Here is a 20,366-nt window from a genome sequence, read left to right as displayed (position 1 = left end):
GTCTTACTCCGCAGCAGCCGCGATCTTGCGGCGCGCTGGTGCGGTAAGCCGGTAGTCGAGGTCGCGACTGACAAGACGTTCGACGGCAGCTGAAGCATCCGCAAGCACGAGGCGGTAACCGGTGATGGAACGCGCAAAGACGTTGTAGATGACCACCGCCGGGATAGCGGCGACGAGACCGATTGCCGTTGCTAGCAGAGCTTCGGCGATACCCGGGGCCACAACTGCGAGGTTGGTCGTCTGGGATTCCGAGATGCCGATGAAGGAGTTCATGATGCCCCAGACCGTGCCGAACAATCCGACGAAAGGTGCCGTGGAGCCGATCGTCGCGAGCACGCCCGTGCCCCGCGTCATGCGACGGGCTGCCTGAGCCTGGATGCGCCCGAGATGTGAGGAAACGCGCTCCTTCAGGCCATCGCCTCCACCGAAATCGAGCGTTCCGTCGGACGCCGAAACCTCATGTGCCGCAGCCTGAACCATGAGCGCGGCGGGGCCCTTGCGACCGCTGAGCTTCTCGCTTGCCTCACGAAGCGAACGGGCCTCGATGATGCCGTTGAGAGCACGCTTTGCCCGAGCATTGGCGCCTGCCAGTTCAAGCGACTTTGCCACCCAGACCGTCCAGGTGACCAGCGAGGCGAAGGCGAGGCCGATCATGACCCCCTTCACCACCCAGTCGGCAGCCATGAACATGCCCCAGGGCGAGAGATTATGCGGCAGCGTCGCGTCCCGCTCCTCGGCATCGGCAGGTGCCGTGACCTCGGTGACCTGCTCCGCTGCAGGCTGAGCGGGCACGGGCGTCAGCGTCTGTTCCTGCGCGGGAGTTACCGGCGGCTGCGTTTGAGCAAGAACCGGAGCAGCCGTTGCAATCAGCGCGGCGAGCACGAGGGAAACTACGTCAAGGACACGCTTGGATCGCGCAGCTGTCATGGTCATGAACTTACTCTGTCTGCTCAGCACCGAAGCTGTCTTCGGTTCCGGTCTTGGTCTTCAGGTGGCGAACGCCCGCGATATTTCTCGATGCCACAGACCAGCGCCAATCTGACATGGAATGCCGGGATCGGCCAATATTTCATCGGCAACCGGTAGGTGGCCGCTGCCCATAAGCAACGTTCTAAAACTTGATTATTCTAATCATGAATAAATTGGAAGCCGAAATTTGGTGCTTATCCAAACAAAGAAAAGCCCCGGCCGGCTGCCTGTTGCAGCGCCGTTCCGATCCATTTTTCCAATAACTGGAATGGTTTAGCTGCGAGCCTCAGCAGCCGCGACGATATTCTCAAGCAGGCAGGCAGTCGTAACCGGCCCAACCCCATCGGGCACATGCGTCACAACAGCGGCCTTCCCCTGCACGCTGTCGAGGTCGATGTCGCCTACCAGCCCCTTCTCGGTCCTGACGATCCCGACGTCCAGGAGAACCGCACCTTCGCGGATATGATCGGCCCTGATCAGCCCCGCGACGCCCGTCGCCGAGATGATGACGTCCGCTTCCCGCGTATGCGAGGCCAGATCGACCGTCGCCACATGGCAGACCGTGACAGTCGCTTCTTTTTCCAGGAGCATCAGCGCAAGCGGCCTTCCCACCACCGGTGAAGCACCGACCACGACGACACGAAGGCCTTTCAGGGAGCCCATGATCTCGCTCATCACGAGGACGCAGGCTCTGGCCGTCGCCGCAGCCCGGTAACCTACGATGCCGAGCGCCAGCTTTCCGGCATTGAGCGGATGCTGGCCGTCGACGTCCCGTTCAGCGCCGATGAGCGCCGCCACTTCGTTCCGGTCGATGAAGTCCGGCATGGGGAAAAGCGTCATGACCGCGTCCGCTTCTTCCTGCAGCTGGCGGCGCAGCTCCCCGGCACTTCCTGCATATTCACGCATGACCATGTCGATGCCGACGGAAGCGGCCGAACCCGCGAGCCTCTGCGCATAGGCGGATGCCCCGGCATTGCGGCTGTCAAGGAACAGATTGCAGCGCGGCTGACGCCCCAAAGCGTCGATGCGCATCTTGATGTTTTGCTTTAAGCGCTCGGCCAGATCGAAGCCGGTGAATATGGTTGTCTCAGTCATGATCGATCACAGATATATCAGAACACGCTCGAAATATCGTTCGCGCAGCGGGTGAGCTGGTCCTTGAGACGGCCCTGGATCTCATCTTCCGTGTACTGACCCTGCGGGAAAATGATCGATACCGCGCCCACGACTTCCGAATTGCTGGCCAGCACCGGCACGGCGAGCGAACTCACGCCCTCCACATATTCCGATGAAGTGACCGAGAATCCGCTGATGCGGATGAGATTCAGAAGATCGATGAAATTCTTCCGGTCGGTGACCGTGCTCGGCGTATAGGCGGTGAGGCCCAGCTGCTCCAGCAGCGCATCCCTTTTCGGCTTGTCGAGGAAGGCAAGCATGGCCCGCCCGATCGCGGTGGGCGCCAGCGGAACGCGGCTGCCGATCGTCACCATGTTCAGCGTAAAGCGGCTTGGGACGAAGGCGTGCGCCACATAGATTGCCTCGTCGCCGTCGAGCATCGAGAGCGAGACGGATTCGCCGATCTCCTGCGATGCCGCGCGCAGCACCGGCTGCACCACCTGCGGAATGCTGCGAGCTTCCATGAAGCCCGTTGTCAGCCGCAGCACGCGGGGCATCAGCCGATAGCGCCCACGATCATTGGCGACATAACCAAGCTGCTCCAGCGTACGGATCAACCGCCGCGTCACAGCGCGGTTGAGCCCCGTCTTCGCAGCAATCTCGGTGATCGTCAGCTCCCGGGTCTTACCCTGGAACGCCAGCAGCACCGACAGCCCCTTGGCGAAGGTCAGCGAGAGTTCCTTGTCTTCCTTGTCGAGCAGCTCATGCGGAGGATTATGCAAGCTCACCTCCCGCATCTTTGCCAGCCACCGGCGCGTTCGCCAAATTCTTCATCGTTTCTCCCCCGCATGCCCGTAACCCGCGCCACCGCAGCTTTCGACAATCAGCCTGTCACCCTTGTTGAGCTTCGGCGTCGACCGGGTTGGCAATATTTCTGTCGTGCCGTCAACGCGTTCGACTGCTGCAAAAGCTGGTTTGGGCGATTGACCTCCGAGCAAACCCGGAGGCACCGTATGGAACCGCTCACCACGCAATGAAACCTGGATTCCATCCTGCAGCGCCTCGTAGACGCGGCGGATGCCATCACCTCCACGGTAGCGGCCAGCACCCCCGGAATTCTTGAACCCGGCACTTACCAGCCGGACGGGAATGAGCGACTCGAGCGCTTCCGCAGGCATGTTCATGGCATTGCCGACGTCCGTGGAAATGCCGGACTCGCCGTCGGCGTTCGGACCGCCACCAGCGCCGCCAGCGATGATTTCCGTTGAGACGAACGGCCTGCCGTCATCGCGCTTCCCGGAGAAGGCGAGAACGTAAGACATGCCGGAATTGGCGGCCGGCATACGCTCCGGCGCCGCTTGCGCCATCGCCTGCAGCAGCGCTGACGTGATCGCCCGGACGATGCCGGTACGCGCGTTCACCGCAGCCGGCATGGAAGCGTTCACGGCGCTCGCCTCAGGCAGCACGAGGTCGAGGCAGCGCACCACCCCACCGTTGCGAAACGGCGTTGCGCCCAGGGCGCTGAGCAAACTGTAGAACGACGCAGCGAACGGCCCCGACCGTACGCAGTTGATGGGTGCGGTCACCTGTGCGACCGACCCCGTAAAGTCAGCGCGGAAGGTTGAGCCATCGCATTCGACTTTGAGCTTCACCACCACGTCGGGAAGTCCCGGCGTCGGGTCCAGCATCTCCTGCGCGAAGAAAGGGCCGGATGGCATGGACGAGATCACACGCCGCGCCTGCTCTTCTCCGAGGTCAAGGCACGTCGCCACACCCTGCACGAAAGCGTCCGCGCTCATCTCTCCGACCAGCCGGTGCAACGCATCTTCCGCCTGCACCGCAGCTGCAATCTGTGAGCCAAGATCGCCCAACACCGTATCCGGCATACGGGAATTGCAGCGGATCAGATCTTCCGCGCGGGCGTCGATCCGGCGGCCACTGCCAAGCCTTGTTGGCGGCAGTCGCAGGCCTTCCTGGAAAATGTCCACCGCGTCAGGCGGAACCGACCCCGCGCGCATGCCGCCCACGTCCTGATGATGCAGCATGGTCGCAGCGAAACAGACCAGCCTTCCCTGGGCAAACACTGGCATTGCCACGGTAATGTCCGGTAGATGCGTTCCGCCGCGGAACGGATCGTTCATGAAGAACAGGTCGCCTTCCCGCATTTCATCGGCCGGAAACACGTCCAGAATGGCTTCAAGCGATCCACCCAGCGCGCCGAGCAGCAGGGGAATGGCGTTCGAAAGCGCGATGATTTCGCCATCCGGCGTTAGCAGCGCTGCCGCCGCATCATTACCCTCGCGAACCACGGGAGAAACAGCCGTGCGGAACAACGTCTCCTGCATGCCCTGCGCGATGGCGTCGAGCCGCATCTGCAGGGTGCGTGGGCGAACTTCGCCCGATCCCTTGCCACGATTGATGACACTGCTGCCGGTCAGCGACAGCGGTACCTGCGCATCGTCTTCGAAAACCTGACGCACCAGCGAGAACAGATGGCCTGCGGCCTGCGGCTCTGCCCCAAATCGCCTCAGATAGTAAGCGCGATAGGTCGACTTCAGCGCGTCGATTGTCGGCGCTCCATCAATCACCAGCCGCACCGGATGCATGAATGGATCGGGTGCCACCTCCATCGTGAAGCTGGCCTCTCCATCTTCCTGCGGAAGATCCTCTGGCCCAAGCGCACCGAAAGACTTGTTTATCGGCAGCACCTGCTCCTGCACGTGCCGCGCATTGAGCAGGCCCAGCGCTCCGGCGACCGACGCCGCTTGCCCCGCAATGATGTTTTCCGCGCCCAGACGATTGGCCACCGCCGGCGCCAGAACGCCGCCTAGCCCGCCGGAAGCCACCACCGTCACGGATGCCGGATCGACAGCGCGGCCCACCGCATAGCCCAGAATAGCCTCGGCGATCGCATCGGCAGCTGCATCCCGGACGTGCTCTGCAGCGGTAGGCAAGTCCAGCCCAAGCTGCTCCGCCACCGATTTCAGCCGCTCCTTCGCTTCGGGGGCGAGAACTTCCGGAATTGCGCCAAGCACCGCGAGGGCATCGGTGAGGTTCGGGCCAGCCCCGCCGGAAATGAGCCCGATAACGGTATTTGTTACCGTAACGCTACTCCTTCCGCCGAGCGCGATGCTCGCCACGTCTGTCATCGGCTGACGGATCGGAACGCCCGCAAAGGTCCCGCCAGCAGTCGATGCAGGTGCGAAATTCTCGATCAGCACGATGTCGGTGCTCACCGAGCCGACGTCCATCATGATCGCAAGCTTTGCTTCATGCTCGCGACAAATGCGCGCCGCAGCATTTGCGGCCGCAGCCGGACCGCTCGCAACCTGATTGATGACCTTCGCCGCTGCATCAGCAGGGTTCAGAAGCAACCCGCGCGAATCGCCGAACGAGAGCCGGCCGCCGAACTTGCGCCTCCTCAGACCCGCTTCGATCTGGCTCAGCGTCTGCACGTGCCATGGCCGCAGCCACGCCTCAAGACAGGCCGACACGGTGCGCTCATATTCCCGCGCTGCGCCGTCTACCTCGCTCGAAAGCACCACATGCAGGTCCGGATGAGCCTCTTTGATGATCTCGGCACACGCCCGCTCATGCGCGGCGTTCACGTAGGAAAAGAGCAGGCAGATCGCTATTGCCTCAACGCCTTCGGCCACAAGCTTTGCCGCAGCCGTCCTGACGTCATCGATGGAGAGTGGCTCAAGCTCGTTACCCTTCGCATCAAGCCTGCCGCCAACTTCTTCGATACAACCGGGTGCAACCAGAAAGCGCGGCGAGAGCGAACGCGCCACCGGGTCGTAGAGATCGGCGCGGTTCTGCCGTGCCAGCGCCAGTGTGTCGTGAAACCCGCGTGTGGTGATCAGCCCAACGCGCGCGCCGCTCCGCGTGAGCAGCATGTTTACAGCACCCGTCGAGCCAATGCGGATCTCATTGACCTTGGAAAGCTCAACCGCCCATTCGGCACTCGCCTGATCCAGCGCATGAAGAATGGCCTCAGCCGCCGCGCGATCGCCACAGGGAACCTTGGCCGTCTTGACCGCCCCCTCGCCTGTCCATGCCAGATCGACAAAGCTGGAACCGATATCGATCCCGATGGCGCTCATGCAACATCCCCGTAGCCAGTAAGGTCTATGATCTGGGGTGACGGCAGCTGCAGGAACTCGGCATCCGTGCCGCCGCGCGTCTTCCACATGGTCGATGCGAACGTGCCTTCCCGGCCAAGGGCAACAATGCCGTGATGCCAGACGCCCGGCCTGTAGATCACCACGTCTTGGGGTCCGGCCACGAAGGCTTCCGGAGTGCAACCCGTCTCCGGATGATCCGGCCACACGACAACCAGATACTTCTCGACCGACATCGGGATGAACATCTGCGAGGAATGCGGGTGACGCTCGGCCTGCACGGCCGTCAGGCTGGCGCCTTCAGGCTTCACCTGATAAAATTCAAGTGCGTGATCAGGCGCCGCCTCGTCGTGCTCGAAGCTCACTGGCGACTTCGTGAGGATAGCGCCACCGTTGCGGATCGTCTTGACGAGACCCTCACCGACCTGACCGACATATCCATAGGGGCTGAAGTTCTCGGAGGTCAGGCGCAACAACGGCTTCACAGCAAAAATCCTGTTCGTTTATCGATCATTTGCTCAAATATCATAACACCTATGCGGATAAAGCTGTCAATTACGACCATCACCCTCTTGCTCGGAAGCCGCGCCGGGCGCGTATACGCGCGAATTATCGCTTGACGGAATTTTGCAATATTGCGACGCTAAGCGAACGGCTGCTCGATAATCGGTATATGTCATGACCTTTCGCATGTGGGCTGATCTGAGATCAGCAGAGTTCGCTTCCTTTGTAGACGATGCCACGGTCGCATTGCTGCCGGTTGGCGCGATCGAGCAGCATGGGCCCCACCTTCCCGTGTCGGTTGATACCACTTTGGCAACGGGTATGGCGCTGGAAGCGGCAAAGCGTGTAACCGACGCGAATGTCCTGGTCCTTCCGACCGTCTCTTACGGCAAGTCCGACGAGCACCTGAAGTACCCCGGAGTGGTGACGCTGGATGCGCAGACGCTGCTGGGAACCATCGTCAACATCGGCAAGAGCGTTGCCCGCGCGGGCGTGCGTCGCCTCGTTCTCATGAACGCCCATGGGGGCAATGTTCCGGTGTTGCAGCTTGCAGCCCGCCAGCTGCGCATCGAAGCCGACATGTTTGTCGTCTGCGCCGGCTGGCTGACCATGGGCACCCCCGAAGGTCTGCTCCCCGAGAATGAAGCGCGCGACGGCATTCACGCCGGCTTCGTCGAAACCTCCGCGATGCTCTACTTCCGCGAAGACCTGGTGGATATGAGCAAGGCCAAGGATTTCGTCCCCGCTGTGCGCGAAGTTGCGGAAAACAATGCGATCCTGCGCATGACCGGCCCCGTTTCCGTTGGCTGGATGATGCACGACATGCACCCGGAAGGTGCGGCTGGCCAGGCCCATCTCGCCACCGTCGAGGCAGGCAAGGCGATCGTGGAATACGCCGCCGAGCGCTACGCTCGCCTTCTGGGCGAAGTGGCTGTGCACAAGATCCCGTTCGGTCCCGGGGCGTAGATGTCGGGCGAAACTCCATATCGGCCGGTTTCGCTGGTAAATGTCAAAGTACCAGCCGCCCTCGCAAGCGGTCTGGAGTTGCGCGACCACGACCCTGTAACGGGTCTGGCAGTTACTGATTTCGCTATAGACGGAAACGGTCGGATCTCCCTGGCCGCCAACGCTCCGTCAGTCGACATGGGCGGTCGCATGGTGCTGCCCTGCTTCATCGACTCCCACGTGCACTTGGACAAGGCGTTCATCATCCGCCGCACGGGTGTGCCGCAGGGCGGACTGCTCGACGCGATCCACCTTGCAACGGCGGACATTCCCAACCGCACGCGCGACGATCTCGCCGAGCGCATGGAAAAGGGCTTGTCCTTTGCCTACTCGCGCGGCACGTCGGTCATGCGCACCCATCTGGACACCCCGGAACAGCCTGTCGAAAGCGCCTCCTGGAAGGTTTTCACCGAGCTCCGCGAGACATGGCGCGACCGCATCACGCTGCAGGCTGTTGCTCTGATGGCGCTGGAGCGGGTCGACACCGACGAGTTCCCCGAGCGTTGCCGCCAGATCGCAGAAATCGGCGGTGTCGTGGGCGCCTTCGTTCCCACGGGCTCGGCAACCTCCCACCGCCTCGACAAGCTGTTTGAAATCGCCGCACACTACGGACTCGACGTCGACTTTCACGTCGATGAATCCCTTGATCCAAATGCGATCGGCCTGGAGCTGATCGCCGAAAGCGTGCTGCGCACCGGCTTCAAGGGCCGCGTCGTTGCAGGCCACTGCTGCTCGCTCTCCGTCCGCCCGGAAGCCGAGGTCGCCGCGCTCATCGACAAGGTCGCGGAAGCCGGCATTTATGTCATTTCGCTGCCGCACTCGAACCTCTACCTTCAGGACCGGCAACCCGGACGCACCCCGCGCATGCGCGGCCTGACGCTGGCACACGAACTGCGCGCCGCAGGCGTGTCGGTTCACTTCGCCTCCGACAACGTCCAGGATCCGTTCTACCCCTATGGGGAGTTCGACATGCTTGAGGTGATGCGTTCTTCCATCCGCTTCGCTCATCTGGACACAGCGGTGGGCGCATGGGTTCCCGAGCTTTACCGCAACGCTGCCGCCGCTCTGAACCTTCCCGATGCTGGACGGATCGCGGCCGGCGCCAAAGCTGATTTTATCGCCTTCGATGCGACCGACTGGTACGACCTATTCGGTCAGTCGCATGCGAACCGGATGGTCTTCCGGAATGGGATAAACTTGTCTTCCCGCAGCTCGGATTTGCGGGATCTGTTCGGACTGGATTTCGCATGACCCCAAACCTGGCCGCGTGCAAAGAGGCACTTTCCCATCTTGATCTGGATGACAACCCCAAGACGGTTCAGCAGAAGAGCCGCGACTTCTACTGGTACAGCCCGATCCTGAAGGAGCAGCTGCAGAACGTGGTCGGCGACTTCGTGGTTGCCCCGCGCAATCAGGAAGAGATCATCGAGATCCTCGCGACCTGCTGGAAATACGATGTCCCGGTAACGGTGCGCGGCGCAGGCACAGGCAATTACGGACAGGCGATGCCGCTGTTCGGCGGCGTCATCCTGCACATGAAGCACATGAACCGCGTTCTCGAGATCGGCGACGACTACTTCGTTGCCGAGGCGGGTGCGATCCTCGAGCAGATCGATCACGAGCTGCATGCAAAGGGCAAGGAGATCCGCCTGTTCCCTTCGACCGTCGCTACAGCCACGATCGGCGGCTTCATCGCTGGCGGTTCGAGCGGCGTCGGCGCGATCCGCTGGGGCGGTCTGCGCAACCCTGCCAACCTTCGCCGTCTGCGCCTGATCACCCTTGAGGAAAACCCCCGTGTAATCGACCTGACGGGCCCCGACATCAGCAAGGCTGCCCATGCCTACGGCGTGAACGGCGTGCTGGTTGAGGTGGAAATGCCCGCCGATCCCGCCGTCGACTGGGTGGATGTGCTGATCGGCGTCGACACCTTCGCCAACGCCTGCAAGCTCGCGATCGAGGTGGGCGAGGATCAGGCGATCCTCAAGCGGATGATCTCCACCTTCGAAGATCCGATCCCGACCACCTACTTCCTGCGCCACAGGCCATACCTCAAGGAAGGCGAGGCTGTTCTGGCAGTCATGGTCTCGCGCGACACGCTCGATGCTCTGGCAACGCGCGTCGCCGGCTTTGAAGGCGCTGAGATCCGCCTGCGCTACGATGAACTTGGTGAGGGCGCGCGCCTTCCGGCAGCCTTCGAGCTCGCCTGGAATCACACCACGCTGCGCGCCCTGCGCGTCGATCCGACCATCACCTATGTGCAGATGATGATGCCGCGCCCGGTGATGCTCGAAAAGATCCCGGAAGTGAAGAAGACCTTCGGCGACGAAGTCCTCCTGCACTTCGAGTTCACCCGCTTCGATGGTGTGGTGTCGCCCGTCGGCATCCCCCTCATCCGCCACACGACCAACGAGCGGCTTGAGGAAATCATCCAGATTTTCGAGGCTGAGCTCGGCCTCCCCGTATTCAACCCCCATCGTGTCACCCTGGAGGAAGGCGGCATGAAGCGGACCAACCCTGACCAGCTTGCCTTCAAGAAGGAGACCGATCCCAAGGGTCTCATGAACCCGGGCAAGATGATCGCTTGGGTTAATCCGGATTGGGTTCCCGTCCCTGGCAAAACCTACCTGTTTGCGGAATAGCCTCCATGCACGTCCATGTGATTTACGCCCACCCATTGAAGGACAGCCTTGCCTCCCAGCTTCACGACATCGTCGTCGAGGAGCTTTTGAAGGCGGGCCATACGGTCGATGACCTCGACCTCTATGCGGAAGGCTTTGACCCGGTCCTCTCGGCCGAGGATCGGCTGGAGTATCACGATACCTCCATCAACCAGAAGCGTATCGGCTCTTACGTGCAGCGCCTGCAGAAGGCAGAAGGCGTCGTGCTTTGCCATCCGGTCTGGAACTTCGGCTGGCCGGCAATCCTCAAGGGCTACTTTGACCGGGTATTCCTGCCGGACGTTTCCTTCAAGCTCACCAATGGCGTGCTGACACCGGGCCTCACCAACATCCGCAAGCTCGCGACGGTCACCACCTATGGCTCGCCGCGCTGGCGCGCCTTCGTCCTCGGTGATCCTCCGCGCAAGAACGGAACGCGTTTCCTGCGTGCGGTCTGTCATCCGACAGTGAAGGTGAGCTATCACGCTCTCTACAACATCAATAACGTCACGCCGCAGATGGTCGAGGACTACCTTGACCGCGTCCGCAAGGCGATGGCGAATTTCTGATCAGGTTGATTGGCAAGGCAGATGACGCAGAACAAGGGGCATGTGACGGTAATCGGTGCTGGCATTGTCGGTATCTGCTCGGCTGCCTTTCTCCAGCAGGAAGGCTTTTCCGTCACCGTCATCGACCGACAGGAGCCCGGCCGCGGCACCTCCTTCGGCAATGCCGGATCGGTCTCGCCGAGCGCCATCCTGCCCGTAGCCATGCCCGGCATGATGTCCAAGGTGCCGTCCTGGCTGATGGACCCGCTCGGGCCACTGACCATCCGCTGGTCCTATCTGCCGATCGTCACACCCTGGCTCCTCCGTTTCCTGAGGCACGGAACGCGCAGCGAAGTGGAGCGCGTCGCCAAGGCCATGCGCAACCTGATGGTGACGGTCTTTGACGACTACGGGGCGATCCTCGACCACGGCGAGTTCAACAACCTGATCCGCCGCGACGGCTGCCTCTACGTCTACGAATCCAGACAGGAGCTGGACGCCGCTGGCTGGTCGCTCGAACTTCGCCGCAAGCTTGGCGCGGAGATGGCCGAGATCAGCGAAAGCGAGATCTATCAGCTGGAGCCCGCCCTTTCCCGGCACTTCAAACTCGGCATATTTGCACCGGAGAACGGCCGCACGATCGATCCCTACCAGCTCGTCCGCACCATCGCGAACCGTGTCCGCGAAAACGGCGGCCAGATCATCGAGGCCGAAGTGCAGGACGTCGAGATCGGGCCGGATGGTCCGACCGCGCTGATCACCAGCGCCGGACGCCGCACGGTCGACAAGCTTGTGCTGGCCGCAGGCGCTTGGTCGGGCAAGCTCGCAAAGAAGCTCGGTGCTTCTGCCCCCCTTGAGACCCAGCGCGGCTATCACGTGACCTTTGCCGATCCGCAGATCGACGTTCGTCGCACCGTGATGTGGAACAAGCGCAGCGTCTTCGTCAATCCGATGCAGCCGGGGCTGCGCATTGCCGGAACCGTGGAGCTTGCCGGCCTCAATGCAGCACCGAACTATGCCCGCGCTGATCGCCTGATGGAGATCGCCACGCAGATGTTCCCGGATCTGAACACCGCTTCCCCGTCGAAGTGGATGGGTCATCGGCCCTGTCTGCCGGACAGCCTTCCGGTCATCGACCGGTCGCCCCGGTACAAGAACACCTTCCTTGCCTTTGGCCACCAGCACGTAGGCATCTGCTCGGGCGCGCCAACAGGCCGCCAGATTGCGCGGCTTGTCGCAGGAAAACCGGCTACAATAGATCTTTCGCCATTTTCGATCGGGAGGTTCTGAAATGGCGTTGCCCGAAACGAACGATAAGAAAGGGGAACAGGCTTAGATGGAACACCATCCGGCTACGCTGTCTGCGCAGGAAAACCGGAAAGTCGATGGCGCTGCCAGTCAGGCAAACGCGCTCGCTTTCGACCGGGTTGGAATGCAGTTTCCTGACGGAACACTGGCCCTCGAAGACGTGACCCTGCATATCAAGCAGGGCGAGTTTGTATCGGTTGTGGGACCGTCCGGCTGCGGCAAGTCCACCCTGCTCAAGATCGCGTCAGGCCTCATCCCCCAGACCTCCGGTACTGTCACGGTTGACCGCAACAACCTCGGCTACACCTTCCAGGACGCAACGCTGCTGCCGTGGCGCAAGGTGTTGGGCAATGTCGAGCTGTTGATGGAGCTGCGCGGCTACTCCCCAGAGGAGCGCCGCCGCATTGCTCAGGAGCAGATCAATCTCGTCGGTCTTTCGGGCTTCGAGAACCACTATCCGAAGCGCCTCTCCGGCGGCATGAAGATGCGCGCGTCCCTTGCTCGCTCGCTGGCGCTGAACCCAAGCGTCTTCATGTTCGACGAGCCGTTCGGCGCGCTGGACGAAATCACGCGTGAACGCCTCAACGACGAGTTGATCGACCTTTACATGCGAAAGGGCTTTACCGGCCTCTTCATTACGCACTCGATCCCTGAGGCCGTCTACATGTCATCCAAGGTGATCGTCATGTCGCGCAGGCCGGGTCGCATCCTGCAGGTATTCGACGTACCGTTCGCCTATCCGCGTGCTCCTGAACTTCGCTATGACGCCGATTTCTCCGCCCTTTGCGGAGAGATCTCCATTTCGCTGCGCCAGGCCATCGAGGGCTAGTATCATGTCAGAACTCACCTCCGCACAGCTCTACCAGCCGGTTCCGCTTCCCAAGCCCCAGGGAGCCCTCGTGCGTGGCATCATTAAGGTGTTGCCGCCGCTGGTCGTCGCCGCCCTCCTGCTGCTTCTCTATGCCTGGATCCGCTCCAATCTTGAGCCGCACCGCATGTTCCTGATGCCGAGCGCCTACGAGCTCTGGGAGAATGCCTTCTCCAAGCCGGAAGTCTGGGCCGACCTCGGCAGCCGCTCGCTGGTGACGATTTCCATCGCCCTCGCAGGCCTCGCCATCTCTATCCCCCTCGGCATGATCTTTGGCCTGATCATGTACCGCTACTTCATCCTGGAGCGTGGTCTGCTGCCGAACATCGTGGCGCTTCAGGCGATCCCGATGCTGGCAATCATTCCGCTGATCCAGACGGCATTGGGCTTCGGCTTCATGCCGAAGATGCTGATCGTTGCGAAGATGACCTTCTTTGCCATCCCGACGACGCTTCTCCTTGGCCTCAAGAGCGTGGATCGCGGTGCGCTCGACCTCTTCAAGCTGCAGAACGCAGGCTGGCTCACCACGCTCTGGAAGTGCGCCCTGCCATCGGCTGCACCGTCGCTCTTTGCCGGGCTGCGCATCTCCGCAAGCATGGCCGTGGTAGGCGCCATCGTGTCGGAGCTCTTCTTCCTTGCCGGCAAGGGCGGTCTCGGCCAGATGATCATCAACTCGAAGATCGACTTCAAGTACGAGCAGATGTATGCGGCGCTGATCGCCTCGACGGTGCTCTCGGTCTCCGTCTATCTCTTCTTCAGCTGGCTCGGAAATTACCTCTTCTCCGAGTGGCATGAATCGGGAGGCAAACAGGGCTAGCACCTCCAAAGGGGCTCGCTCTGCAACCAACAAGAAAATAAGCTGGAACTAGGACCAATAATAACCTCAAGGGGGTCACGATGAAGCAGTTCACTCTCGCATTGCTGGGCGCAGCGGCAATCGCGTCCTCGGCTCTTGCACAGCAGGCCGAGCCCGGCGCATTCGCCAAGGAACACTACACCACGCCGCTCGCGGACGTCTGCCCGAACCCGTTCATCATCCAGAAGGACTGGCTGGCTCAGGCTGAGCATGGCGGCCTTTACCAGATGATCGGCACCGGCGGCGAAATGTCGAGCGGCCAGTACACCGGCCCGCTGGGCAGCACCGGCATCAACCTCACCATCCTGGAAGGTGGCGGCGGCATTGGCCTCGGTGACGGTGAGACCGCCTACTCAGCGCTTCATAACGGCAACTCCAAGGCTGGCGTTGTTCCGCACATGGGCTTCCAGGAGCTGGACGGCGCGTTCATCTTCTCCAAGCGCTTCCCGGTTGTGGGCGTCGTCACCCCGCTTGAGAAGGCTCCGCAGGGCCTCTGGTGGGATCGCGGCACCTATCCGGAAGGCTTCCACAGCATCGACGACCTCAAGGCCTTCGCTGAATCCGGCAAGGGCATGATCTACGTCTCGACGATCCAGCGCACCTTCGGTCTGTGGCTGGTTGAATCCGGTGTTTCCAAGGATGTCTTCGTGGAAGGTTACCGTGGCGACGGCGAAAACTTCGTCACCAACAACGGCACCTGGCTGAACCAGGGCTTCATCACCAGCGAGCCTTACAAGTTCTCGACTGGCATGAACTGGAACAAGCCGATCGACGCCGTGACGGTTGGCGAGCTAGGCTACGACAACTACACCGGCATGCTGGCCGTTGCCTCGCACCGCCTGGAAGAGCTGGCACCGTGCCTTGAGAAGCTGGTTCCGATCATCCAGCAGGCCACCATCGACTACGTGAACGATCCGGCTGAAGTGAACAAGCTGATCTTCGAGTTCAATGAAGCCGGCAATGCCACCAGCTGGTGGAAGACGCCGATGGGCATGATGGAATACGGCTCCAAGACAATGAAGGAAGCCGGCGTTGTCGCCAACAGCACCAATGGTGCGGTCGGTGCGTTCGACATGGATCGCGTTGCGAAGATGCACGAGATCGTCAAGGGCTGGCTGGACGAGCGCGCGAACCCGGACGTGAAGCCGGAGGACGTCGTGACCAACCGCTTCATCGACCCATCGATCGGGTTCAAGAACTGATGACCCGTCATCAAGCCATCGTTCTCGATGGTGACGAACTGGCTCGCCGCAAACGCGGCGAGCTGGCTGCTCAGGTCGAGCGCCTCAAGCGTGCCGGCGTAGAACCAGCACTCGCCACCGTTCTTGTCGGTGACAACTCCGCCAGCCGTTCCTATGTCGAGCGTAAGCATGCGGACTGCCGTGAAGTCGGTATCCTGTCCCGCGAAATCGTTCTGCCTGTGATGACTTCCCAACGTGACCTGCTGGCCGAGGTCCGGCATCTCAACAAGGATCCGTCCGTCCACGGCTTCCTGGTGCAGTTTCCGCTACCGGAAGGGCTGGATGAAGGTATTGCGGCCTCATCCATCCTGCCGACCAAAGACATCGACGGTCTCCACCCGTTCAACCTCGGACGGCTTTTGACCGGCAATCCCACAGTCCTGCCGTGCACGCCTGCTGGCGTTCTGGAGCTGCTGACCGCCTATGACGTACCGATCGCAGGCAAGCGCGTACTGATCATCGGCCGTGGCACACTTGTTGGTCGTCCGCTTGCGATGCTGCTCTCGATGAAGGGTATCGACGCCACCGTTACACTCGCTCACAGCAGAACGCCGGAAATCGGCGAGCTCGCCCTTCAGTCCGATGTGATCATCTCCGCTGCTGGTGTGCCTGATCTGGTGACAAAGGACATGGTGAACCCTGGCGCTGCGGTTGTTGGCGTCGGCATCACCTATGACAGCGAGGGCCGGATGGTCTCCGACATCGCAGACGACGTCGCATCCGTTGCCGGATGGAAGACGCCACGCCACGGCTCGGTTGGGTCACTCACCCGCGCCTTCCTCCTCGCCAACCTCCTCCAGCTGGCTGAAGCGTCCGTCACCCCCCTCGGGGCGTAATATCGGCCCGATCGTCTCAATGCGGTTGGTCCAGACATAGCCGTCAAAATCATCGGGGATCAGGCCGATCTGCTCAGGATCGTCTATCCCCGATGTAAATCCGCCCCCGCCATACGGCCCGAGCAGGATGACCTCGCTCCCCGCCTCGCGCATGCGCTCGGTGAAGCGGTGCGGCCAGCCCCAGAGCAGCCAGGCATAGTTCGCCGGTATGATCACCAGCGCATTTCGGCAGGGCCCCCGGCACGATACCCGTCCACCCAAAGGCGAGATACTGAGCAAGACAGGACACAGCGGATTGCTTGTCATAGCCTCGCAGGTTTGGGATCAGGCGAATGCTTTCGCGTGTCGGGATGCTTCCGCCATAGACGCCAATCACCGTCTCCTGCCAAACGGGACTTTGCTCGAGCATCCTGGCCAGGGCTGCGGCTTCCTCCACCCTCTGGCTCTTGAAATTGAGCAGAAACTTGCCATCCGGAAACGCGCCAAACACCTCTTCGAGGGTCGGCATCATGCCGGTGTCCTTGCCTCGGAACGGAAAGGTCTTGCCCCCATCCGCCGTATAGCCATAGCCAATATCGAGTTCCTTGAGCCTCGCCATCGCGGTCTCATGGGTCACGCCGCTGCCGTTGGTGCGGCAGTCGAGTGTCCAGTCATGAAACACGGCAAATTCCCCGTCAGGCGTCAGCTGGATATCCAGTTCCACCACCCCGGCGCCCTTTTCAAAGGCCGCCTGCATCGAGGGAAGCGTATTTTCGAGGAACTCATGGGTCGGCGGAAAGATGCGCTCGGCCGTGCAGGTGTCGTTATCGAGATCCTCGCTGCTAAAGATCTGGTGAACACCGCGGTGGGCGATCAGCCTGGGCTTCGCCCCTTCCGGCGCCGTCGCCAGCAATGAGGTGTTCAGCAGCCATACGACAACGATGAATGCCCCCGTTCCGGCCAGTATCTTGCGGAGCACGATCATCTCCTCCTTGATCTTGCGGTTCAGGAGTAGTTGCAAATGAGGCCGAAATTCGTGCGCCGCCGCTGACTATACCGGCTTCCACCGTAATGAGCTCGCCAACAAGAAACCCGCAAGCGAGGCTGCTTGCGGGTCATCTGTAAGTTCAGCGTAAGTTTTACTCCGCTGCCGAGATATGCGGAACCTTCTCGGCAATCTCTTCAGGGACAGGAGCCGCCCACGGCGCACCACGGCGGCGCTTCACGTCCACTTCCATCCAGTAGATTTCCCAGCCGCGTGTCGGACCGATGCCGTCCATCGTGGCAGGACCCTGCACGCTGCGTGCGGAGCCCTCGTCCAGGAACAGCATCGGCTCCCCGCCATTGGCGGCCTTGTCGATCTCCTGACGCAGCATGCGGCGGTACTGGATGATCGCCTTGTCAGACGTGCCAAGATGCTCGCGCGTGCGGTCCTGGATCTTGCCCATGGACTCCACCGCCCACTGATCGTGGACGTTGATGTCCGCGCCCATGCCCGTATAGGTCTCGGTCTCCTGCTCGTGCGGATCGAAGCCGTAGTCGTTGGACTTGTTCTTGCGCGATACGTAGTCAGGCAGCTCGTAGAGCTCCAGCCGCTGGTCGCGCATCTTCTTCTTGTCGACCGGCTGGCCGTAGCTCGTGAAGATCGCGTACCAGTAGCAGTTCTCGTCATCGATCGGCACGTGCCATTGGGTGATGGTCATGTCCGCGCTCATCGGAATGACAAAGCCATGCGGGAACAGCTGGTTCGTCACGCGCACGTGCGTACGCTCCTCATCGATCTGGCGCAGCGCGATGATGCGCAGACCGTATTCCGTGCGCTCGACATTGATGATCGGGCGATCATACTCGCGCAGGATCTTGGTCATCGGGAGGTCGCTGTCCGCAGAAGCCGCGCGGAACTGCTTGCCGTAGGCGTCGTTTGGATCCTCGTCGTGGAAGAAGCGATGCAGGAACGATGCATGCGCAGGGTCGATGCCAACCTCCAGCGCCTGCAGCCAGTTGCACTCCATCTTGCCCTTGAAGGCGAAGGTATAGGCGTCCGGAGCGACAAAGCAGTCAATCTCCGGGAACGCCGGCGGCTCACCCTCGCCAAGATAGGCCCAGAGGATGCCGCTCTTCTCCACCACGGGATAGGCGCGCTGCTTGATGTTCTTGCAGAGGTTGGAATTGGCCGGTTCCGCAGGGGTTTCCAGGCAATTGCCGTCCACGTCGAACAGCCAGCCGTGGAACGAGCAGCGCAGGCCGCCATTCTCCAGCCGCCCGAAGGCAAGGTCTGCGCCGCGGTGCGGGCAATCGCGATCGATGAGACCGTAGCGGCCCTGCTCGTCACGGAAGAGCACGAAGTTTTCACCCAGCAGCCGCACAGGCCTGATCGGACGTGGCCCTTCCAGCTCGTCGACGAGGGCAGCCGGCTGCCAGTACTTGCGCATCAGCTTGCCCGCTGGAGTATTTGGCCCGATCCGGGTGATCAGGTCGTTCTGCTCTTGGCTCATCATGGCTGCTGCTCCTTCCCAAACCTCCGCACCGAAGTGCATCTCTTTCAAGACAAAGTGCGCGCTGACCAAACGTCAAGTCATCCAACCGCCGCGGCACCTGTTTGATCGATTATCGAACTATTGTCCGAATATGCTTCGATCTGTCAGAACCATTGAAGTGAAATCGCTTCGAAAATGCAAGCGCCGATGCATGGCTTTCGGCGATTGACAGGCAGAAACAATCCTGAATACAAATACTGCTCGATAAAGCGTACGTTGTTCGATTATCGATCACAAAGACGATGAGGGGTGCATGAGCGGCACGGTGACGATTTTCTTTGAGACGCCCCAGGGCCTCCGCGAGGTCGGCGCGAAGATCGGTGCCAGCGTCATGGAAACCGCCGTCATGAACAACGTCAGCGGCATCGAGGCTGAGTGTGGCGGCGCGTGCATCTGTGCAACCTGCCATGTTTACACTGACAAAGTGCCCCAAGAATTGCTACAGCCTATGTCATCAGAAGAGGATGACATGCTGGACATGGCCACAGCCGAACGGCGGTCTACAAGCAGGCTATCCTGCCAGCTCCGCGTGACGGCTGAGCTGGAGAACACGGTCTTCATCATTCCGGAGAGCCAGTTTTGAGCGCACCCATCGTAATCATCGGAGCCTCCCACGGAGGCGTACAGCTTGCCGCATCGCTTCGGCAATTGGGGTGCGAAGACAAGATCATTCTCTACTCCGCCGAGGATGTTCTTCCCTATCACCGCCCGCCGCTCTCGAAAGCCTTCCTGTCCGGCGAAAAGGATCTGGACCAGATCCTGCTGCGCGGCCCTGCCTTCTATGAGGACCACGGGATCGACCTCAGGCTCTCCGACCCCGTAACTTCGATCGATCTCACCACCAGGCGGCTTGCAGCTCGTTCCGGCGTTCAGAATTTCAGCAGACTGATCCTTGCCACCGGCTCCAAGGCGCGTGAGCTGAAGGCCCCGGGTTCGGATCTTCAGAACATCTTCACCCTGCGCTCGCTGGGCGACGTGCTGCGGCTGAAGCAGGCCATGCTGGACGCGCGGGATATCGTCATCATCGGCGGCGGCTTCATCGGCCTCGAATTCGCCTCGACGGCCGCAAAGCTCGGCAAGAACGTGACGGTTATCGAAGCACGCGAGAGGCTGCTCATGCGTGCACTTCCCGCTTCGGTTGGCGACTTCCTGCGTGACTACCATGCGGGCCACAATGTCCAGTTCCACTTCAATGCCAACTTCGCCGAGTTTGAGGGCGCCGACGGCAAGCTGCATGCCATCCGCCTGGCGGATGGCACGCGCATCAAGGCTGACATGGCCCTTGTCGGAATCGGCGGCGAGGCAGACCTCGCGCTTCTCGCGCCACTTGGGCTCAACATGATCGCCGGCGGCATCGAGGTGGACGAGTTTGGCCGCACCTCCATCGAGGACGTCTACGCGTTGGGCGACGTTGCTGCCTCCGCCAACATGCTGGTGAACGAGCCAATGCGGCTCGAATCCGTGCAGAACGCAGTAGACCAGGCCAAGGCGGTTGCTGCTCACATGCTCGGCCAGGATGCTCCGGCGCCGGTCGTGCCGTGGTTCTGGACCGACCAGTACGACCTGAAGGTGCAGATGGCAGGCCTGTCACGGCCGGGCGCCGTCCAGACCATTCGCGGCGACGTCGAGGGCAATGCCTTCTCCGTCCTTGAGACCATGGACGGGCGGCTGGTCGCCCTGTTCTCGATTAACCGCGCGGCCGACCACATGGCCGCACGCCGCCTGATCGCTGAGGGCGCACCGCTCGACATGAACCTGGCTGCCGATGCGAGTGTGCCTTTGATGAAGGCGGTGGCGAAACCATAACCGCAGCTCAACCAG

Annotated in this window: 17 protein-coding genes and 1 pseudogene; 11 read left to right on the top strand and 7 right to left on the bottom strand. The window is 61.5% G+C overall.

Annotation, left to right across the window (positions count from 1 at the left end):
- Window positions 1–3 precede the first annotated feature (3 nt).
- The 5 genes from exbB to IEX27_RS04925 all read right to left on the bottom strand — a co-directional run bounded on the left by exbB (window position 4) and on the right by IEX27_RS04925 (window position 6,691).
- On the bottom strand, window positions 4–933 hold the full coding sequence (gene exbB / locus IEX27_RS04945; RefSeq protein ID WP_188719826.1) for a tonB-system energizer ExbB: 930 nt from the start codon (window positions 931–933) through the stop codon (window positions 4–6).
- Window positions 934–1,242: 309 nt separating this feature from the next.
- Window positions 1,243–2,064, bottom strand: a complete 822-nt coding sequence (locus tag IEX27_RS04940; RefSeq protein ID WP_188719825.1) for a bifunctional 5,10-methylenetetrahydrofolate dehydrogenase/5,10-methenyltetrahydrofolate cyclohydrolase — start codon at window positions 2,062–2,064, stop codon at window positions 1,243–1,245.
- A gap of 17 nt (window positions 2,065–2,081) precedes the next feature.
- The gene (locus IEX27_RS04935; RefSeq protein WP_188719824.1) at window positions 2,082–2,867 is read right to left on the bottom strand and encodes an IclR family transcriptional regulator; all 786 of its coding nucleotides are present in this window, start codon (window positions 2,865–2,867) and stop codon (window positions 2,082–2,084) included.
- A gap of 48 nt (window positions 2,868–2,915) precedes the next feature.
- Entirely contained in the window at window positions 2,916–6,188 is a 3,273-nt protein-coding gene (locus IEX27_RS04930) for a hydantoinase B/oxoprolinase family protein (RefSeq protein WP_188719823.1), read from the bottom strand.
- Window positions 6,185–6,691 (bottom strand): ureidoglycolate lyase, encoded by a 507-nt coding sequence (locus IEX27_RS04925; protein ID WP_188719822.1) that lies wholly within the window; start codon window positions 6,689–6,691, stop codon window positions 6,185–6,187. The genes IEX27_RS04930 and IEX27_RS04925 overlap by 4 nt, the downstream gene beginning before the upstream one ends.
- Window positions 6,692–6,884: 193 nt before the next feature.
- Here IEX27_RS04925 and IEX27_RS04920 point away from each other — a divergent pair, with 193 nt between their 5' ends.
- From IEX27_RS04920 to IEX27_RS04880, 9 genes are all read left to right on the top strand, one after another.
- Window positions 6,885–7,676, top strand: a complete 792-nt coding sequence (locus tag IEX27_RS04920) for a creatininase family protein (RefSeq protein ID WP_188719821.1) — start codon at window positions 6,885–6,887, stop codon at window positions 7,674–7,676.
- Window positions 7,677–8,966, top strand: a complete 1,290-nt coding sequence (locus tag IEX27_RS04915; RefSeq protein ID WP_188719820.1) for a cytosine deaminase — start codon at window positions 7,677–7,679, stop codon at window positions 8,964–8,966.
- Window positions 8,963–10,354 (top strand): FAD-binding oxidoreductase, encoded by a 1,392-nt coding sequence (locus tag IEX27_RS04910; protein ID WP_188719819.1) that lies wholly within the window; start codon window positions 8,963–8,965, stop codon window positions 10,352–10,354. The genes IEX27_RS04915 and IEX27_RS04910 overlap by 4 nt, the downstream gene beginning before the upstream one ends.
- 5 nt (window positions 10,355–10,359) lie before the next feature.
- Window positions 10,360–10,941: an NAD(P)H-dependent oxidoreductase gene (locus IEX27_RS04905; protein ID WP_188719818.1), complete on the top strand. Its 582-nt coding sequence runs from the start codon at window positions 10,360–10,362 to the stop codon at window positions 10,939–10,941.
- Between the two features lie 21 nt (window positions 10,942–10,962).
- Entirely contained in the window at window positions 10,963–12,210 is a 1,248-nt protein-coding gene (locus IEX27_RS04900; protein ID WP_188719817.1) for an NAD(P)/FAD-dependent oxidoreductase, read from the top strand.
- 46 nt (window positions 12,211–12,256) lie between these two features.
- On the top strand, window positions 12,257–13,057 hold the full coding sequence (locus IEX27_RS04895; RefSeq protein ID WP_210315499.1) for an ABC transporter ATP-binding protein: 801 nt from the start codon (window positions 12,257–12,259) through the stop codon (window positions 13,055–13,057).
- A 4-nt stretch (window positions 13,058–13,061) separates the two neighbouring features.
- Window positions 13,062–13,913 (top strand): ABC transporter permease, encoded by an 852-nt coding sequence (locus IEX27_RS04890; protein ID WP_188719816.1) that lies wholly within the window; start codon window positions 13,062–13,064, stop codon window positions 13,911–13,913.
- Between the two features lie 80 nt (window positions 13,914–13,993).
- Entirely contained in the window at window positions 13,994–15,154 is a 1,161-nt protein-coding gene (locus tag IEX27_RS04885; protein ID WP_188719815.1) for a hypothetical protein, read from the top strand.
- On the top strand, window positions 15,154–16,029 hold the full coding sequence (locus IEX27_RS04880) for a bifunctional 5,10-methylenetetrahydrofolate dehydrogenase/5,10-methenyltetrahydrofolate cyclohydrolase (RefSeq protein WP_188719814.1): 876 nt from the start codon (window positions 15,154–15,156) through the stop codon (window positions 16,027–16,029). The genes IEX27_RS04885 and IEX27_RS04880 overlap by 1 nt, the downstream gene beginning before the upstream one ends.
- On the opposite strand, the pseudogene IEX27_RS04875 reads toward IEX27_RS04880, so the two are convergent.
- Together IEX27_RS04875 and IEX27_RS04870 are read right to left on the bottom strand one after the other, a co-directional pair.
- Window positions 15,955–16,993, bottom strand: a pseudogene (locus tag IEX27_RS04875) (glycerophosphodiester phosphodiesterase family protein). The gene IEX27_RS04880 and the pseudogene IEX27_RS04875 overlap by 75 nt on opposite strands.
- Window positions 16,994–17,147: 154 nt before the next feature.
- Window positions 17,148–18,506 carry an aromatic ring-hydroxylating dioxygenase subunit alpha gene (locus IEX27_RS04870; RefSeq protein ID WP_188719813.1) on the bottom strand — a complete coding sequence of 453 codons (1,359 nt, stop codon included), beginning with the start codon at window positions 18,504–18,506 and terminating at the stop codon, window positions 17,148–17,150.
- Between the two features lie 292 nt (window positions 18,507–18,798).
- Here IEX27_RS04870 and IEX27_RS04865 point away from each other — a divergent pair, with 292 nt between their 5' ends.
- Both IEX27_RS04865 and IEX27_RS04860 read left to right on the top strand, forming a co-directional pair.
- Window positions 18,799–19,128: a 2Fe-2S iron-sulfur cluster-binding family protein gene (locus IEX27_RS04865; RefSeq protein WP_188719812.1), complete on the top strand. Its 330-nt coding sequence runs from the start codon at window positions 18,799–18,801 to the stop codon at window positions 19,126–19,128.
- Window positions 19,125–20,351 carry an NAD(P)/FAD-dependent oxidoreductase gene (locus tag IEX27_RS04860; protein WP_188719811.1) on the top strand — a complete coding sequence of 409 codons (1,227 nt, stop codon included), beginning with the start codon at window positions 19,125–19,127 and terminating at the stop codon, window positions 20,349–20,351. The genes IEX27_RS04865 and IEX27_RS04860 overlap by 4 nt, the downstream gene beginning before the upstream one ends.
- Window positions 20,352–20,366: the final 15 nt, after the last annotated feature.

Source organism: Nitratireductor aestuarii (genome assembly GCF_014641695.1).
Taxonomy (GTDB): Bacteria; Pseudomonadota; Alphaproteobacteria; order Rhizobiales; family Rhizobiaceae; genus Chelativorans; species Chelativorans aestuarii.
Note: the sequence above shows the minus strand (reverse complement) of the source record. Positions and strands in the feature narration are given on the sequence as shown.